The sequence below is a fragment of the Staphylococcus sp. ACRSN genome, assembly GCF_022346615.1.
Taxonomy (GTDB): domain Bacteria; phylum Bacillota; class Bacilli; order Staphylococcales; family Staphylococcaceae; genus Staphylococcus.
Window position 1 is genome coordinate 339,927 of the sequence record NZ_JAKRNS010000001.1, and the last position, 18,777, is coordinate 358,703.

Here is an 18,777-nt window from a genome sequence, read left to right on the forward strand (position 1 = left end):
TAAAAAGAGACGAGCAATGCTCGCCTCTTTTTTTATGCGCTTTTTTAAGTTTGTGTTTCGGGAAAGTGTTCAGCACTAGCTGTAAATTGACGATTTCTCAATATAACTAAGTAAATACTTAGTACACTCGCTAAAATTCCAACAAGTAATACATAGTTTGAACCAAAGGTACTAATAAATAATCCACCTACAAATGTGCCAATCGTAGTACCGATGTTGACGGCTGATAGAAAGATACCATTTGATAAGTCAGGTGCATCTGGTGCTGCACTTGTAATAATATATTGTGTAATATTAGCTGAAATGCCTGCAACAATACCCCAAATTAATGTGATTATCAGCATTGGAATTAGCTGAGAGCCTAATATAAACATTGCGCTATAAATAACAATCAATGTGAAGGGGAGAGTAAATATAGCTTTCTGCGGAATGATAGTTAATAATTTTCCGCTTATTATATTACCGAGTATATTCGCTGCACCATATATAAATAGTGTTATAGATGTGATGTAATGTGTGGCCTCTGTTACGCTATTTAAGTAATCTGTGAGATAACTATAAACACCAAATATACCAGCATTAAATAATAATGAAACAATAATAGAAATCCAAGTTAATGGTCGTTTTAGTATTTGTAATTGACTACCGTAAGATGTTGTTTCCTTGTTGGTCATTCTTGGAATAAAGTATAAAGTCATTATCAAGACAATGATATTGATCATTGCAAAAAAGGTCATTGCTACCTCTAAAGAAAATTGAGATGCTAAGAAATTGACGATGGGTACACCAATTACCATGCCAGCAGAAACTCCAATGAATACACGTGATACAGCTTTTGGAGCATCTTTACTTGCAACAGAATCAGCAGCTACGGAGAATGCTAAGGCAATGTACACTGGATGGAATATGGCTGGAATAATTCTGGCAATTAGTAGTACGCTGAAACTTGTAGTAAATATAGAGATGAGGTTACTGACGACAAAAATGCTTAAGACAAGTATCATAATCCGTTTACGTTCTAATTTAGACATTAATAATGGCATGATAGGACCTGAAATAGCGATGCCAATTGCAAATGCTGAGACAAGCCAACCTGCAGTAGATGTTGAAACATTGAAATGTGTTGCAATATTTGGTATTAGTCCAATAAAGCCCATTTCAGTATTTAGAATACCAAATACGCCTAATGTCAGAATGAAGATAATCAGCCTATGTTTTTTCAATTTGTTCACTCCTAAAATAGTTGTTATTAGTAGTGTAAGATGTATAATTAGTTATAACAATTACTTAATGACTATGTCTAGATATACTTAAATTGTATAACAGGAGGAGCATAATGGATTTAAGAACTTTATTCTATTTCGTTACGGTTGCAAAAGAAGAAAGTATTACTAGAGCAGCCAACTCATTGCATATTACACAACCAACGCTCTCTAGACAGATTAAAGATTTAGAGGAAGAATTGGGAGTCAAACTATTTAAAAGAAGCAATCATCATATTCATATAACTGAAGAGGGTGTACTATTGAAGCATCGTGCTCAAGAGCTATTGGATATGTCACAAAAGTTGCAAGATGAGTTTAAATACATTGATAAACAAATTGAAGGTAATGTTTATGTTGGTTGTGGAGAAACGATTGGTATCCAAATTATTGCGGAGATATTTAAAGATATTCAAAAGGAATATCCTAATGTTTATTTCCATATTTATAGTGGGAATGCTGAGGATATTGAATATCGCTTAGATAAAGGATTATTAGACTTCGGCATTTTAATTCAGCCTGCGAATTTAAACAAATATGAGGCGCTGAATTTACCATCTTCTGATAGATGGGGGCTTATTACGCGAAAGGATAGCGAATTTGCGCATTATAGTCAGATTGACAGAGAAGTACTCACTGATGTACCACTTATTTGTTCACGACAAGCAATTGATAAAACAATTCCGAATAACGAATTCTTGAGTTGGTTTGGCGAGAATGATGAGGAAATGAATGTAGTGGCTACGTTCAACTTAGCATTTAATGCCGGTATGATGGTTAAGGCCAACATTGGTCATGCGATTTCATTGGAAAATTTAATCGATACATCTGAGGAAAATAATCTGTGCTTTATTCCATTGTATCCAGTATTGGAAGCTAAACATAATATTGTTTGGCGTAAAGATCATACCTTTTCTAAAGCGGCACAATTGTTCTTAGATAGAGCTACTACTGTTTGTGAAAAGAATTAAAAAGATAGTTTATATTAAAAGCCCCTTACGTAAAAGACAATAACGTAAGGGGCTTAGTGTATCTAATTATTATTTTTTTTGAGTACGAATCATTAAAGTTAGTACAAAACCGATAATTAATAGTACTGTGGTAAAAGCAAATGCTGCATCTACACCTAGTACCGTTGCATGTTGCATAATTTCAGTTTTAGAGTGATTTGAAGCATGATTTGCGTAATTTGTTCTAACAATAGCCATGATTGTAATCATAATTGCGGTACCTATAGCACCTGCGATAATACGTAATGAATTCATGATAGCTGTACCATGTGAAATATTTTTTGCATCTAAGGCATTAATACCTATTGTATTTAAAGGCATAATGATGAGTGCGACTGCGAACATTCTCACAGCATAAATGACTACAACATACCAATAAGGTGTGTCTACAGTTAAGAAACAATGTAAAATAGTCATAATTATTAACAAAATAAAGCCAGGTATTGCCAGTATTTTTAAGCCATATTTATCGAATATTTTTCCAGTGTAAACTGACATAAATGCATTTACGACAGCACCAGGTAAAATTACTAGTCCAGATAAAATAGCTGATAAGCCTAAACCAGTTTGAATATACATTGGTATAAGTAAAGCGGGTCCCACGATTCCGATAAATAACACCATTGACGAGAATGCAGATAAAGAAAATGTTCTATTTGCAAACACGCGCATATTCAATAAAGGATTGTCGATTCGAATTTGTCTAGAGACAAACACACCAACAATAATTAGACCAAGTATTAACGAAACGATAACGATTGGAGAAGTAAATCCTAAATTTCCAGCACTACTAAATGCATAAAGCATAAGACCGAAACCGAATGTTGAATATACAACTGACGTTTTGTCTAATTTCGTTAATTTTGTTTCATTATTACTTTCTACAAAAATAGCACCAATAATAAATGCAATCAAAGCAATTGTAGCGACTACTAAGAAAGGCGCTCTCCAACTAAATGAATCAATTAAGAAACCAGTTAATGTTGGGCCTATTGCTGGTGCTGATTGGGCAACAATACCCGTAAGTCCCATTGCAAAGCCACGTTTTTCAGTAGGGAATAACGTGAAAACCGTAAACTGCATAAGTGGTAATAAAATACCTGCCCCGATTGCTTGTATCACACGTGCAAACATAAGCAATTCAAATGTTGGAGACAATGCAGCTATAATAGATCCAAGTAAGAATGCACTCATTGAGAATATATAGAGTGGTCTTGTATGGAAGCGATCCATTAGAAATGCAGTTAATGGAATCATGATACCATTAACTAACATAAATCCCGTAATAAGCCATTGAGCCGTTGTTTCAGTTATTTTCAAACCTGAGATAATTGCAGGTAAGGCTGTATTAAGTAAGGTTTGATTAAGCATTGCCACAAAAGCACTACTTAGCATAACTAAAATAATTGTATTTCTTTTTTTACTCGATAAAGCAATCTCCGACATTACAAATACATCTCCTTTTATAACATCCCAACAATAAATTGTAATGAATTTAAGTTAGCAAAGCAAACCATTTGTTTATAAAATCTAAATAAATTTGAAATTATTATTTTGAAAAATATAAAATCAATATGTGAAGGTGCATAAAATAGGGAATTAAAAATAAAAAGTATTAAATAATGAAATTTTATGAATTGTAGGGGAGAGTATGAGACAAATTAAAGTCGTACCTTATGATGCATCGTGGGTAAATGCATATCGTATAGAAAAAAGTAAATTGGAACAAATATTTTCAAAGGAAATCGTTGATATTTATCATATAGGTAGTACGTCAGTACCTAATCTCTATGCAAAGCCAATTATTGATATACTAATTGTTGTAAAGCATATAGAAAATGTAGATCTATACAATAGCCAAATGATGAAATTAGGCTATATTGCTAAAGGTGAAAATGGACTTTCAAACCGTAGATTTTTTATAAAAGGAGGAAATCACCGTACACACCATATTCACATTTTTCCTGAATATGAGCAGGCAGAAATTATACGTCATGTAGCAGTGAGGGACTATTTGTTAAACCATCCACGTGTTGTAAAAGCATATGGTGAATTCAAACAGCAGCTTGCGGTGAAATTTCCTTTTGATAGTGAAGGTTATTGGCAAGGTAAATATAACTATATGAAACAATTAGAAAGCGATGCATTACAGTGGTATAAAAAATAAAAAAGGCCACCGTCTGCTTATCAAGTTAATCTTGGAGGTAGTCGGTGGCTTAACTATTTAGTAAATAGTATCTAAATAGATTAAACATTTATTGCATATATTTTTTGTAATATTACTTTATATATTAATCAAAATCCATCACTTCTGAAACATATAGTGCGATTCTTATGTTTAGAGAATGAAGTGGATCTTCGATATTTCTTCCTAGCATATGACTACACTTGTTGATTCTATACTTAACCGTGTTTCGGTGGATGTATATTTTTTCAGCAGTTTTTGTAATGTCACATTGATTATCCATATAGACTTGCAATGTTTGTTTAAGTTCAGCATCTTTTTTTACAGTTGGGTGACTTAAAGGACCTAATGTGTGAGTGACAAAGGGTTGAAGCTTTTCTTTTGGAATAAGTTGCAATAATTCTTTGATATCTTTTGAGTGATAATCTGAAATGAATTCACGTTGATTATTCAGTAAGGCATTCTCATAAGCTTCGTTTGCTTCAAAAAATGAAGAAGGAAGCTGTGTGAATTCAGTGACTTCATTCCCAATACCAAATGAAATTGTACCGTCAAAATGGTTAGGATAGTCCTTTTGTATGTGCTTTAAATAATCGTAATAATAGTGATGTTTGTTTTGTAATAATATTGCGAAACGATCATTACTAGGTAGCCTATAGATACTTGTATAGTCATCTATATCTGTCAGTTTATGTTTTAGCCATTGCAACGTGAGTTGTTGGCGTTCGTTAACGTAGTAGCTATTTTCTAATGAATTCTCAGTATCAATTGCACATATAATAACTTGGTAATAGTTCGATTGATATATATGATAGCGATTTAATAAATCAGTGTGATTTTTAATGGATAATGTTTGCTCCGAGCGATTATTTACCAGTGATTCGAAAAATCGATTAATATCATTTTGTTCAGCTTCTTCAACCTTGGTGTTTTTATATAAAGCGAAACTTAGCACACTGACGACTTGCTCAATGGTTAATAAACTGAAAGGATAAGTTAACTTATCAACCTGTGAAACCATGAGGTAATATGGAAAATAAGTATAGCCTAAGACTTTAAAGATAATATGATCTTTATTTTCAAATACTTGCTTGTTTTTGTCATGCTCAAGGTATTCATGGTAATGATTATGGAAATAACTAATATGAGCGCTGGTTAATGATTTGTTCTGATTATAGTGATGACTTAGTGCTTCGGGTACTTTAAATGGATTGAACAATATGATTGGAACACCTAATAATTTACTCATACGTTCTATCATTGATTTGATACTAAATCCTTTTATCAACAATTGATTTAATTCTTGTTGAATATGTAGGGCGTAATTCAATTTGCCTGTTTCAGAATCTGATATAAAAGAAGAAATTTCATGTGTGATTTCTCCTAAATTCCAACTTTCAGGTATTTCAATTAAAGGGAACTTAAGTTCATCGGCGTAAGCTATAACTTCTTTATCAATTTGATGAAGAAATCTTGAAACTTTTATACCTAAACCTGCTGTGTGAATATCATTTAAATCTTTGATTAGTCTTTTTAAGCCTTCTTGACTTTCTTGAAATAACACACCTGTTGTTAATATAAATGAATTTTCTGAAGTGAAATTTTTTATATCATTGTTTTCCGTTATATCTAAATTGGTAACTTCAGAAGACAAGTCCCCATATTTATTTATTAGCTCTAATGTTTTAAATTGAGGAACGGATAAAATTTCTTTAAGTGTAGTCAATTTACTTACCTCCGCTTCAATAATAATGAAATTTTTTAGAAAATTATAAAAAGTTATTGCGTTTATCATTGATAAAAGTAATAATATAGTATATTTATAAGAAAATATTACATATTAATAACATAATAAAATTTGATAAAAATAACTCTATACAATATGAATTATACACTTTTTTGTTCGAAACATATAATTTTTGTTAAGAGATATGTCATAGTCAACAAAGAAAAACGCTTTCACTAGTTATAAACTGTTTATAAAGGATTATATAAAAGATGATTAGCTTTTTATAGCAAAGGAGTTTTAAATAATGGTAATAAAGGGGAAAGCCATGTCGCACGATGAAAGTTTTTTCGAAAAGCGTGGTTACAATAAAGACATCATACCTAAGACACCTGCACAAAGAAATAACTCAGCTTTTAATTTTTTCACGTTGTGGATGGGCGCTGTGCATAACATTCCAAATTATACAGCGGTTGGAGGATTTTTATTAATTGGTTTATCACCGCTACAAGTAATTATCGCATTAATTTTTAGTTCCTTCTTTATTGCATTACTATTAGTGGCTAATGGATATGCTGGATCGAAATATGGGATACCTTTTGCGATGCAATTAAGGTCTACATATGGAGATGTCGGTGCTAAATTGCCAGGTGTATTACGTGGTGTAATCGCAGGTATCGCATGGTTTGGCCTCCAGACATTTGCTGGTTCTCAAGCATTACATATTTTATTGAACAAAATTTTTCCTAATTTTAATGATATTGGTCATGGCGTAACGATTTTAGGAATTACAATACCAGCATTGATAGCATTTTTGATTTTTTGGGCAATTAGTTTTGCTATAGGTTTTGGTGGTGGTGAAATATTAAATAAATTTACGGCGATATTGAATCCACTTATTTATATAGTATTTGGTGGTATGGCGATTTGGGGTATCACAGTATCTGGCGGTGTGAGCAATATATTAAACTATGACATTGCTACTAAGACAGATGGTATGGTTTATCCGGCGATATTATCTTTCTTCTTAATATTTAATTCGCTATTAGGCGTATGGGCAGGACCAGGATCTAGTGTATCTGATTTTACACAAAATGCTAAATCAACGAAAACTCAAATTATTGGACAAATAGCTGGTATTGTCGTTGCACATGTCTTATTCGCATTTGCAAGTGTGTTTATTATTATTGGTGGTTCGATTTATTTAGGTCATCAAGAATGGAATATCTTAACGATAATTAATGAGTGGAGTAATTTCTGGGCTATTCTTATTGCTACGGGTGTATTGTTGATGACTACGATTTCAACGAATGCGACTAGTAATATTATTCCGGCAGCGTATCAATTAAGTGCGCTAATGCCTAAAATTGTTAACTATCGTAGAGGCGTTGTGATAGCGTGTATAGCGAGTGTAATGATTATGCCTTGGAAGATGATGGAAAATGAAGGCAGTATCGTAGTATTTTTAAATGCAATTGGTGCATTTTTAGGACCTGTAGCGGGTGTTATGATTGTGCATTTCTATCTTGTGACACGTTGTCAAATCGATTTAGAGGCATTATATTTTGATATGTTTGATAAAGAAATCAATATTCAACGTATTAACATTTCAGCATATATCGCAACCATTGCTGGTGTCGTTATTTCCTTACTAGGATTCTTACCAGCATTTAAGGTTATTTCTGATTTTTCATGGTTTATCGGTTTCATGATTTCTAGTGTGATATACATTGTTTTGCACTATTTATTAAAGGTATTTTCTAAAGAAAAAGAAGGAGTGAAGTATAATGAAGTTTGATTTAATTATCAAAAATGGTTTAGTAATTTTAGAAAATGGAGAGCAAAATGTTGAGGTAGGCGTTAAAGATGGTAAAATTGCTGCAATTGGTCATGATTTAGGTGAAGCAGTTAAGGTTATTAATGCTGAAAATCAAATTGTTTCTCCAGGCATGGTTGATGCACATGTGCATATTACTGAACCTGGCGGTGGTTATCGTGATGGTTGGGAAGGTTATGAAACTGGAACAAAAGCTGCGGCTAAAGGTGGAGTTACTTCATTTATAGAAATGCCCTTAAATCAAGTACCGGCAACAACAGATAAAGCTTCCATTGAAGTGAAATTTGAAGCTGGTAAGAATGAACTTGCAGTTGATGTAGCAAGTTATGGTGGCTTGGTACCATATAATTTAAACGGTGGTATTCAAGAATTAGATGAAGCGGGTGTTATCGGATATAAAGCATTTATTGCTACTTGTGGTGATCGTTCAATTGAAGGTGATTTCCAAGATGTAGATGATTATTCACTTTATGAAGGTATGAAACAAATTGCGAAGACTGGAAAAATATTATCTATCCATTCGGAAAATGCTGCAATCACAGACCGTTTGGGTCAGATTGCTAAAGAAAATGGTGAAACAACATTAAGTGCTTATGTAGATACGCGACCGGTATTTACTGAAGTTGAACCCATTCGTAAGATTATCTTATTTGCAAAGGAAACAGGGTGTCGTGTGCATATTGTACATGTCGCTTGTGAAGAAGGTGTAGATGAGGTGATAAAGGCACAGCAAGAAGGTGTAGATATTACCTGTGAAACATGTACACACTATTTATATTTTTATAAAGAAGAATTAGATGAAATTGGACCGGTAGTTAAATGTTCACCACCAATTCGTGAGCAATCACGTTTAGAGGGTATGTGGCAACGCGTTATCAATGGTGAAATTGGATTTGTTACTTCGGATCATTCGCCATGTACACCTGATTTGAAAGCGACTGATAATGCTTTTGAAGCATGGGGTGGCATTGCTGGATTACAAAATAATGTAGATGTACTTTTTGATGAAGGAGTACAAAAACGTAAGATGTCATTAAAACGATTTGCAGAAATAATTGCTACTGAGCCAGCAAAACGATTCGGTATGTACAATAAAGGGAGCATATCAATAGGCAAGGACGCAGATTTTGTACTTATTAAACCAAATTCATCTTATACATTAACTGAGGAAGATTTGGAATATCGTAATAAAATGAGTCCATACCTTGGTAGAGAGATTGGTGCACAAGTTGCTAGAACAATCTTGAGGGGTCAAGAAATTTATAACCAAGAAACAGGTGTAGTAGATAAAAGAAATGGTCGTTTTATTAATTTTTAATGACAGTAAACAATCCTTTAATGAAGCACGTCAAATGTGCATACATTAAAGGATTTTTTGTAAGTAAATATTTATTTTTAATATAAAGCGAATTGTTGAGAGAAAGTGGGTTAGCGTAATATGTGATAGTACTAGTATTTGCAATGTTGTGTATACTTTTATTTAATTTGTTTGATTGATGTAATAAAATATCATGCTATACGTTATTATGAACATAAATCAACTCATATCTTGTTATCGTTATTTAAAATAAGTGAGTTTAAATGATCTATTTGATTGTATGCAGTTATTTTTCCATGTGTATCATCTAAATATAGAGAAGTAATGCCACCGTTGTTCAATCGTGACACACCAGTACCTATGCGACCATTTGAATAGTGATATGCAATTGCGTTGATGAATGCACCATGCGAAACGATAAGGATATGTTGATCTTTATATTGTTGTTTAACTTTGTTTAATCCTTTTAAGAAGCGCTTAGTAACCATGTCAGCATGTTCTTTTTTAGGATAATCACGGTTTGGATACAATTTATCTCGTTCTGCAAACGTTAAACCTTCAGCTTCGCCAAATCCTACTTCAATAAATTCTTCCATTTCAATTAATGGTATTTCAAGTTTAGATTGAATAATTTCTGCTGTTTTCCGTGCCCGCTTTAGAGGACTTGTTATAATAATGTCCCAATCTTTTGCTTCAAGGTATTCGCCACAGGCTTTAGCTTGTTGTAACCCAGTTGAGTTTAAGGCAATATCTGTTCGACCTTGCAATCTACCGGCAGTGTTCCATGCCGTTTCACCGTGTCTTATAAAACTAATATGCGTCATTGTAATCAACCTCTGAATATTTTTTGTTTAGTAATTACTTCATGCTTCATAGTTTCTCACTAGTGAAGTATATTTACAAAAATAAAAACCGCTTCTGTTGATATTTCATCAGAAGCGGTTTTTATTGATTTTGTTTCAATGAAAATGAAATTAAACAAGTGTTGTATCTAATTTTGATAATTCTATTGTTGTATCAATCATTACTTGTATGCCTTTCTCAATCTGAGAAGGCGTGACAGATTCTTCAGGAGAATGACTGACACCGTTTTTACATGGAATGAAAATCATGCTTGTCGGACATATTGGAGCAAAATTCATTGCATCGTGACCTGCGCCACTGTACATATAGCGATAGGTGAAATTTTGATTGATACAACTCTGTTCTGTAATATTTGCCATTTGTTGATTAAGACTACGTGGCTCATCGTGGCCTAAGTCTATTAATTGGTGGGATAAGTTACGTGCTTCGACAGTTAATTCAATTTGTTCTTTAATTTCACTAACAACGCGTTCCCGGATATCTTGCTTTTTGCCGCGAATATCGATTAGTAATGTTACCTCACCTGGAATGGCATTCATCGTATTAGGGTAAACTTGTGCATAGCCTACGGTAGTTACTATGCCTTGAGCGTGATAAGTTTTACCTATAGATTCAATTTTTAAAATGATTTCAGCGGCTGTTGTTAAAGCATCACGGCGCATGGGCATTGGTGTCGAACCTGAATGGCTAGTTACACCTTGAATTTGCAGTTTGAACCTATGAGGCGCAGCGATATCAGTAACAATACCGATATCTTTCTTATTATTTTCTAAAATTGGTCCTTGCTCAATATGTAATTCTAGAAAGGCTTTGATTTTATTTCGTTCGAATAACGCTGTCTTACCGTTCATATCTTGTGCCAATGGAGCAACGATATCATATAAAACATTGCCATCATTATCCTGTATTGATTTCATATCATTTTTGGTCATTTTACCAGTAAGATATTTACTGCCTAAAGTCGCTTCGTTAAAGCGTGTAGATTCTTCACATGCAAATGCGATGATAATAATTGGATGATCTGTTTCTATATGATGTTCATTTAAATACTCAACGACTTCTAATGCACCAAGCACGCCGAGCAATCCGTCATATTGGCCACCATCTTTAACTGTATCTATATGAGAACCGAGTACAATTGGCTTTAAATTTGGATATTTACCTTCTCTTCTAGCTATTACGTTTCCAAAAAAATCAAAATAGACATCAAGTCCGGCTTTTTGACAAAGCATTGAAAACTTAAGTGCTGCTAACCGTTCAGGTTGACTAAAAGCAATGCGGTTAATTCCACCATTTATTTTATTGCGAGCAAAGTTATTAAAAGTATGGAAATTCTCAATTACATGATCTATATTCATTGTTTATCTCCTCCATAATGTTGGACAATTTGATTTAGAAATTGAACTGCTTTGTCGTATATATTGATACTTTTTTCACTGACTGTTCGATCAAAATCATGTGTGTTAAGTGATAGTGATTCAAAATGACTTTCTTCTATAAAACGATGTATGTGTTCACTTTCGCTATACGGTACATCAGGATCTCCGATACAATGAACGATAAAGGTTGGTGGAAACGACTCTAGTTGTTGAGGTGAAATGTTATATTTATGATGAGATGAAGACTGAACGCCTAAATAGTTTATCCATTGTGCTTGCCCTCTAGCATATAAATAAAGTGTATATCTAGCTTGTATTGGACCAGTTATCAAGGGTTCTTTTTGAATCAATTGAGTGATGATTGTTGGAGAAAGTTGTGATGATAAAGATTGGAATTGCTTATTAGGTCTTAAGAATGCAGGTACATGTATACGTGAATAACCATAAAAATCGATTACACCTGCTACATTTTTATGTAATGCGACAAGCATGGCCAAATAAGCACCAGCCGAACGACCAAATGTGAATATAGGCAGTTCAGAATAAAGTTGTTCAACATAATCAAAGGTTGCAAAGGCATCATCTTTAATTATATCCAAAGTACTCTCTGGTGCTAAACGATAAGAAGCTAGTACCAAATGATAATCATTAGTCAGTAAATTAATATATTCCGGTGCTAAGTCATCAGGCTGTCCGAAGATTAGTCCACCACCATGATAATAAACAATAACACCTTTAGCATTTTCTTTTTTGGCAGAGATTACGGTATATGGTAATGAAAATCCATCTGTTGTTGTAAGTTGAGCCAAAATGAATCCCCCTTAATTTAGATATATTAAGCTAATTATATTATCTCAAAGAAATTTTAAGAAGTATTTGTATAAAACGAATAAAAACAGCGGTTATTATTGTATGAATTGTGAATGATTACAAAAATGAAAACGCTTATAATTGAAAATGACATAACAAAGGAGTTGAAATGTATGGATATCCGATCTTCTTTTGAAGCTTTAGACAAAAAAATCACGAGTTATGGTGGTTTAGATGGCGGTGGTATTACACGTTTGCTCTATACAGAAGAATGGTTAAATGCTGTACAGGGTTTAAGAGGATTATTAAAGGAAAAAGGTTTTACAACACGTTTTGATAGTGTAGGAAATCTTATAGGTCGTATCGAGGGCAGTAAATATCCTGAGGAAACGATTATGTCCGGTTCACATATTGATACGGTAGTTGAAGGTGGTCATCTAGATGGGCAGTTTGGTGTACTTGCTGCTACAGTTGCGATGGAATCATTGCAAGCAGCCCATGGTCAACCGTTACGTTCATTAGAAATACTAGCATTAGCAGAAGAGGAAGGCAGCCGTTTTCCTTTCGCATTTTGGGGAAGTAAGAACTTTTTCAATTTAGCTGAGAAGGCGGAAGTAGAATCAATTACTGATGCAAAAGGCATCAAGTTTGAAGATGCAATGCATCAATCTGGATTTGACTATCGAACATCAGATAACGATTACAGTGATGTGAAATCATTTGTAGAGGTACATATAGAACAAGGTAAAGTGCTTGAAACAGAACAAAAATCAATCGGAATTGTTGAAGGTATTGTTGGACAAAAACGTTATACAGTTAACTTAAAAGGGGAAGCAAACCATGCCGGGACAACGCCAATGGGCTTAAGAAAGGATGCGGTTGTAGCATTCAGTAAGATAGCGGTGGAATTAACAGAACGTGCTGAAATGATTGGTGACCCACTCGTAATTACTTTTGGACGAGTAGATCCCGTGCCCAATACGGTAAATGTAGTACCAGGGGAAGTAACGTTCTCGATTGATTGTAGGCATATTAATCAAATAGAATTAGATCAATTTGCATCAGAAATTGATAAATGTATCAAACGTATAGCAGAAGATGAAGGCGTCTCATACGAAATCGATTTATGGATGGATGAAGCACCTACATTAATGGATAAACGCTTAGTAGGAGAAATTACTAAGGCTGCGAAACAAATAGTAGGAGAATCGGATTGTAAATTGATGCCTTCAGGCGCAGGTCATGATTCACAAATTTTTGCTAAACACGTGCCTACAGCAATGATATTTGTACCTTCGATAAACGGAGTGAGCCATAATATCGAAGAAGAAACAGAAATGGATGATTTGGTTAAAGGTATCGAAGTATTAAAGCAAGTGTTGTATCAATTGGCTTATGAAGAATAAGCGATAATGACATAGTTTTAAATTTATATTGATGTTTTATATATGAGTTGTGAAAGTTTAGAAACAATAATATCAAGACAAAGATGCAAAAAAAGCATATATCAATAATATAAAGGAGCATGACATATTTATGGGTTATATTAATCATAATCAAGGATATAGAGAAGGTTTACTAGAAACACGTTCTGTAATAAAAAAAGATAATTACGCATTAATAACACCAGATGGCTTAGTTAATAATGTAGTTCCTGGCTTTGAAGATTGTGATGTAACGATTATGGGTACGCCAAGATTGGGTGCACGCTTTGTAGATTATATCGTTACACTCAAAAATCAAGGTGGAAATCGCCAAGGTTTTGGTGGGGATGGTGTACAAACATTTATCTTTGTTGAATATGGCAATATCAACGCTTATGCAGGAGACGAAAAATATGAATTAAGTGCTGGAGGCTATCTGTATGTACCATCACATTTAGTCATGACCTTTGAAAATAGTAATCAAAATAAAGACAGTCGTGTATTTTTATATAAAAAACGCTATCAACCATTAGCAGGCTATGAACCTCAAGTTGTAACTGGTAATGTCAACGAAATGGAACAAGTACCTTATGAAGGAATGGAAGAAGTGAAAGTACTAGATTTATTACCGAAAGAACTTGCTTATGATATGAATATTCATATTTTATCATTCAAGCCAGGGGCTTCGCATGGTTATATTGAAACTCATGTTCAAGAGCATGGTGCATATATTTTAAGTGGCCGTGGCATGTACAACTTAGATAATGAGTGGATGCCAGTAGATAAAGGTGATTACATCTTTATGGGTGCATACTCACCTCAAGCAACATATGCAGTAGGTTTAGATGAACCTTTTGCTTACATCTATTCAAAAGATGCAAATAGAGATATTGAAATATAAGAAAGGTTGTTATGGATGGATGAAGAAGCATTAATTTATGTTGATCGTTTACAACTACGCCAATTATTTCTTAAGAAATTAACTCGTGCAGGATTGCCAGAGATCTATGCTGAAAAGACGGCGGACTTGATGATATTTGCAGATGAAAGAGGCATTCATTCACATGGGTCTGTACGAATGCAATATTATGCTGAACGTATTATAAAACAAGGTATTAATATAGAACCGAAGTTGAAATTCACGAAGACAGGTCCTTCAGCAGGGACATATTTTGGAGATAATACGGTTGGACATTATGTAGCATTCGAAGCTATGAAAGAAGCCATTGAACTTGCTAAAACAAGTGGCATTGGTATGGTAGGCGTGAAGGAAATCGGTCATAGTGGCGCAATAGGTTACTTTGCACAACAAGCGGCATACGAAGGTATGGTTGCACTGACTGTGTGTCAATCTGACCCTATGGTTGTGCCATTTGGAGGAACTGAACCCTATTTTGGAACAAATCCTATTGCTTTTGCGAGTCCACAGCAAGTAGGCGAACCCATATTATTCGATATGGCAACAACTGTTCAAGCCTGGGGTAAGATTTTAGATGCACGTTCAAAACACAAATCAATACCAGAACATTGGGCTGTTGATAAGCATGGAAAACCAACAAAAGATCCCTATCAAGTATCGGCATTATTACCAGTAGCAGGAGCAAAGGGTTATGGATTAATGATGATGATTGATGTTTTAGCAGGTGGTTTATTGGGATTACCTTTTGGTAAACATGTAAGTTCTATGTATGAAGATTTAAGTGAATATAGGAGATTAGGTCAATTTCACATCGTCATTAACCCAGCATTCTTTGGGGATAGACAGTTGTTTTTGCAACAAGTTTCTGAAATGGTAAAGGAATTACATGATATCTCTCCTGCTAAAGGGTTTGACCAAGTATATTATCCAGGTGAAATACAAGAGAAAGTAAAACAACGTTATGCAGAAAGTGGTATACCAATTGCACAAAGTATCTATGATTATCTAATTTCTGATGCAATTTATTAATGCGTTGTATATAGAAGTTACTAGTATTATTTACGAATTTTATCTTTTGATATCAAATGATTGTAAATCTTGAGTGACTTCTTTTTTATTATGAAATTCAACTAAATAAAGGGCAATGAAAATTCCTTAATGTACTTTTATATTAAAAATAAATTATAACAAACATATTTGTTGAAGGAGGTATAGACTTGCGCTTATCTAAAGAAAAATTGTTCGATTTAATGAAACGTAAGTTGCAAATGGCTGGTTTAAACGAAGATGCAGCAAGCGATGTTGCTGATGTACTAACGTTTGCTGATCATAGAGGTATACATTCACATGGTGCCGTAAGAGTTGAATATTATGCTGAGCGTATTGCTAAAGGAGGTATCACGTTAAATCCAGAATATCAATTCGAAAAGACGGGTCCTTCTGCAGCCGTATTCGAAGGAGATAATGGACCAGGGCATCAAGCAGCTAAAAAAGCAATGGAACATGCAATTGAAATAGCAAAAGAAACTGGTGTTGCTGTCGTAGGTGTCAAACATATTTCTCATAGCGGAGCATTAGGCTATTTTGTAGAAATGGCAGCTAAACAAGATATGGTTGGTATTAGTATGTGTCAATCCGATCCAATGGTTGTGCCATTTGGTGGGACAGAGCCGTATTTTGGTACCAATCCAATCGCTTTTAGTTCTCCTTCAAATGATGAGAGGATTATTACATTTGATATGGCGACGACTGTACAAGCGTGGGGTAAAGTATTAGATGCGAGAGCTAAACATCAATCGATTCCTGATACATGGGCGGTTAACGCACAAGGGGAAGCAACTACAAATTCTAGAGATGTGCACGCGTTATTGCCAGTTGCAGGACCAAAAGGCTATGGATTAATGATGATGGTTGATATATTGTCAGGGAGTTTGTTAGGTGTACCACACGGCATGCACGTATCATCGATGTATAAAGACTTAACCAAAGGCCGTGATTTAGGACAGTTACATATTGTTATTAATCCAGCATTTTTCACTGATTTAAATCAATTTAAATTAAATATTTCTAAAATGTTAGATGAACTTAAAGATCAACCTGCTGCTGAAGGTTATGGTGAAATTTTCTATCCAGGAGAACGAGGTAGATTACGCAGTGATAAATATGACAAAGATGGTATCGAAATTGTTGATGAAATATACAATTATTTAATTTCTGAAGATGTTCACTATGATCGATATCACGGTAAAAATAGATTTGCAGAATAATAATGGAGGAATGAAATGTTACACACAATTATTAAAGAAAACACATATCAAGATTCAATTGTGCTCATGCTATTATCAAATAAATTATCTGCGATAGAAGGTGTAAATAAAGTTTCGATTATGATGGGAACGCCTGCTAATAAAGATATTTTTAAATCATCAGGTTTAAGGACGCTAGAATTAGAAGGGGCTAAGCCCAATGATATTGTAATTGTTATTGATACTGATGATGCCGCTAAAGTAGATGAAGTTAATCAAGCAGTTGAAGCCGAATTGAAAGGTAAAGCTGAAGATGGCGTGCAAGAACAAAAGCAAAATGAAGCTTCGAATTGGGATCGTGCATTAGAGTTAGCCAAGAATCCTAATTTAGCGTTGATATCTATTCCAGGTCAATATGCTGCGATGGAAGCGGAAAATGCTTTGAACAATAATTTAAATGTCTTCATGTTTAGTGATAATGTTGCTAAAGAAGATGAAGTGCGATTGAAGAAATTAGCACAAGAAAAAGGCTTGCTTGTTATGGGACCAGACTGTGGTACAGGTATTATTCACGGTCTACCTCTAGCGTTTACGAATATTGTAAACGAAGGGCGTATAGGTATTGTAGGTGCATCTGGTACAGGAATACAGGAAGTTACTACAATTATCAATAGAGAAGGTGAAGGTGTCACAAATGCAATAGGTACTGGTGGTAGAGATCTTTCTACTGAAGTGAATGCAATCACAATGTTAGATAGTATCAAAGCATTGAATCAAGACCCTTCTGTAAAAGTTATTACAGTGATTTCTAAACCACCAGCTAAAGAAGTAGAAGAAAAAGTACTTAATACTTTACGCAATATTGAAAAACCAGTTGTTACTTTATTCTTAGGTGCAAAACCGACGTATACGGAAGCAAATATTTATCATGCTTATACTTTGGAAGAAGCGGCACGTGTTTCAGTGCAACTTACAAACGATGAATCACCTAACTATAAACCAAGCCTATTAGAAAATATATCAGTTAATTTAACTGCAAAACAAGATGGCATAAAAGGATATTATTCAGGGGGGACGTTAGCATCGGAAGCTGCAATGCTGGTTAAAGATACTCTAGGGGATATTGCTGCTGAATTAACACCTGAAGGATATGTTTTTAAGGGTGGTAACCATGAAATTATTGATTTAGGTGATGATGTTTATACACAAGGTAAACCGCATCCAATGATTGATCCATCTAAGCGAATTGAAATGTTGGAGGCATCTTCAGATGACCCTTCTACTGCAGTAATTATGTTAGATAACGTAATTGGATTTGGCAGTCATGAAGATATGGCTAGTGAGCTTGCACCTACAATTAAAAACATCTTAAATAAAGTTAAACAAGATGGTCGCTCGCTTGTAGTATTAGCGACAGTTGTGGGAACAGAACTTGATTATCAAGATTATCAAGCTCAAATAGACACACTTCAAGCAGCTGGGGCCGTAGTTTGTGAAACGAATGATCAGATGGTTCGTACAGCTTTAAACTTAATTGGTAGTAAAGTAGAGCAACCTCAATTAGAAGTTAAAACAATTGATACACAAGTAGTAGATTTAACTGTCGATGAAAAAGTAATGAATTTAATCAATGTTAAACCGAGTGTAATCAATATCGGCTTGAAAAGTTTTACAGAAGCTATTCAGACAAGTGGTGCAGATGTTGTCCAATTTAATTGGAAACCAATTGCTGGCGGAGATGAAAAACTTATAAAAGTACTCCAATTTTTAAATCATTTCGAAGGAGAGACGGTATAA

15 protein-coding genes are annotated in these 18,777 nt (G+C 34.2%); 9 read left to right on the forward strand and 6 right to left on the reverse strand.

The genetic code is table 11. From position 1 onward, the window contains the following. Window positions 1-44: 44 nt before the first annotated feature. Entirely contained in the window at window positions 45-1,223 is a 1,179-nt protein-coding gene (locus MHZ36_RS01525) for an MFS transporter (RefSeq protein WP_239229156.1), read from the reverse strand. Window positions 1,224-1,336: 113 nt separating this feature from the next. On the opposite strand from MHZ36_RS01525, the gene MHZ36_RS01530 reads away from it, so the two are divergent. Beyond that, a complete protein-coding gene (locus MHZ36_RS01530; protein WP_239229157.1) occupies window positions 1,337-2,233 on the forward strand; it encodes a LysR family transcriptional regulator in 897 nt (298 codons plus the stop codon). Window positions 2,234-2,302: 69 nt separating this feature from the next. On the opposite strand, the gene MHZ36_RS01535 is transcribed toward MHZ36_RS01530, so the two are convergent. Beyond that, window positions 2,303-3,718, reverse strand: coding sequence for an MDR family MFS transporter (locus tag MHZ36_RS01535; protein WP_239229158.1), 1,416 nt, complete (start codon window positions 3,716-3,718; stop codon window positions 2,303-2,305). Window positions 3,719-3,923: 205 nt separating this feature from the next. On the opposite strand from MHZ36_RS01535, the gene MHZ36_RS01540 reads away from it, so the two are divergent. Continuing rightward, complete coding sequence (locus tag MHZ36_RS01540; protein WP_239229159.1) at window positions 3,924-4,439, forward strand: GrpB family protein; 516 nt, start codon at window positions 3,924-3,926, stop codon at window positions 4,437-4,439. 124 nt (window positions 4,440-4,563) lie between these two features. Here the strand turns inward: MHZ36_RS01540 and MHZ36_RS01545 are convergent, their stop codons facing one another. After that, the gene (locus MHZ36_RS01545; RefSeq protein ID WP_239229161.1) at window positions 4,564-6,183 is read right to left on the reverse strand and encodes a PucR family transcriptional regulator; all 1,620 of its coding nucleotides are present in this window, start codon (window positions 6,181-6,183) and stop codon (window positions 4,564-4,566) included. A gap of 307 nt (window positions 6,184-6,490) precedes the next feature. On the opposite strand from MHZ36_RS01545, the gene allW reads away from it, so the two are divergent. Further along, window positions 6,491-7,981: an allantoin permease gene (allW, locus tag MHZ36_RS01550; RefSeq protein WP_239229163.1), complete on the forward strand. Its 1,491-nt coding sequence runs from the start codon at window positions 6,491-6,493 to the stop codon at window positions 7,979-7,981. After that, window positions 7,971-9,338 carry an allantoinase AllB gene (allB, locus tag MHZ36_RS01555; RefSeq protein ID WP_239229164.1) on the forward strand — a complete coding sequence of 456 codons (1,368 nt, stop codon included), beginning with the start codon at window positions 7,971-7,973 and terminating at the stop codon, window positions 9,336-9,338. Before allW ends, allB begins: the two co-directional genes overlap by 11 nt. 224 nt (window positions 9,339-9,562) lie before the next feature. Here allB and MHZ36_RS01560 read toward each other — a convergent pair whose 3' ends face one another. The 3 genes from MHZ36_RS01560 to MHZ36_RS01570 form a co-directional block, all read right to left on the reverse strand. Further along, the gene (locus MHZ36_RS01560) at window positions 9,563-10,162 is read right to left on the reverse strand and encodes a histidine phosphatase family protein (RefSeq protein WP_239229165.1); all 600 of its coding nucleotides are present in this window, start codon (window positions 10,160-10,162) and stop codon (window positions 9,563-9,565) included. A 150-nt stretch (window positions 10,163-10,312) separates the two neighbouring features. Beyond that, window positions 10,313-11,560 (reverse strand): M20 family metallo-hydrolase, encoded by a 1,248-nt coding sequence (locus MHZ36_RS01565; RefSeq protein ID WP_239229166.1) that lies wholly within the window; start codon window positions 11,558-11,560, stop codon window positions 10,313-10,315. After that, window positions 11,557-12,390, reverse strand: coding sequence for an alpha/beta hydrolase (locus MHZ36_RS01570; RefSeq protein WP_239229167.1), 834 nt, complete (start codon window positions 12,388-12,390; stop codon window positions 11,557-11,559). The genes MHZ36_RS01565 and MHZ36_RS01570 overlap by 4 nt, the downstream gene beginning before the upstream one ends. Window positions 12,391-12,564: 174 nt before the next feature. Between MHZ36_RS01570 and allC the strand changes: the two genes are divergently transcribed. The 5 genes from allC (at window position 12,565) to fdrA (ending at window position 18,777) form a co-directional block, all read left to right on the forward strand. Next, window positions 12,565-13,797: an allantoate deiminase gene (gene allC / locus MHZ36_RS01575; protein WP_239229168.1), complete on the forward strand. Its 1,233-nt coding sequence runs from the start codon at window positions 12,565-12,567 to the stop codon at window positions 13,795-13,797. Window positions 13,798-13,927: 130 nt separating this feature from the next. Further along, window positions 13,928-14,716, forward strand: a complete 789-nt coding sequence (gene allE, locus MHZ36_RS01580) for a (S)-ureidoglycine aminohydrolase (RefSeq protein WP_239229169.1) — start codon at window positions 13,928-13,930, stop codon at window positions 14,714-14,716. A 15-nt stretch (window positions 14,717-14,731) separates the two neighbouring features. Next, the gene (gene allD, locus MHZ36_RS01585) at window positions 14,732-15,763 is read left to right on the forward strand and encodes an ureidoglycolate dehydrogenase (protein WP_239229170.1); all 1,032 of its coding nucleotides are present in this window, start codon (window positions 14,732-14,734) and stop codon (window positions 15,761-15,763) included. A 188-nt stretch (window positions 15,764-15,951) separates the two neighbouring features. Then, entirely contained in the window at window positions 15,952-17,001 is a 1,050-nt protein-coding gene (allD, locus tag MHZ36_RS01590) for an ureidoglycolate dehydrogenase (protein WP_239229171.1), read from the forward strand. A 15-nt stretch (window positions 17,002-17,016) separates the two neighbouring features. After that, window positions 17,017-18,777 (forward strand): acyl-CoA synthetase FdrA, encoded by a 1,761-nt coding sequence (gene fdrA / locus MHZ36_RS01595; protein ID WP_239229172.1) that lies wholly within the window; start codon window positions 17,017-17,019, stop codon window positions 18,775-18,777.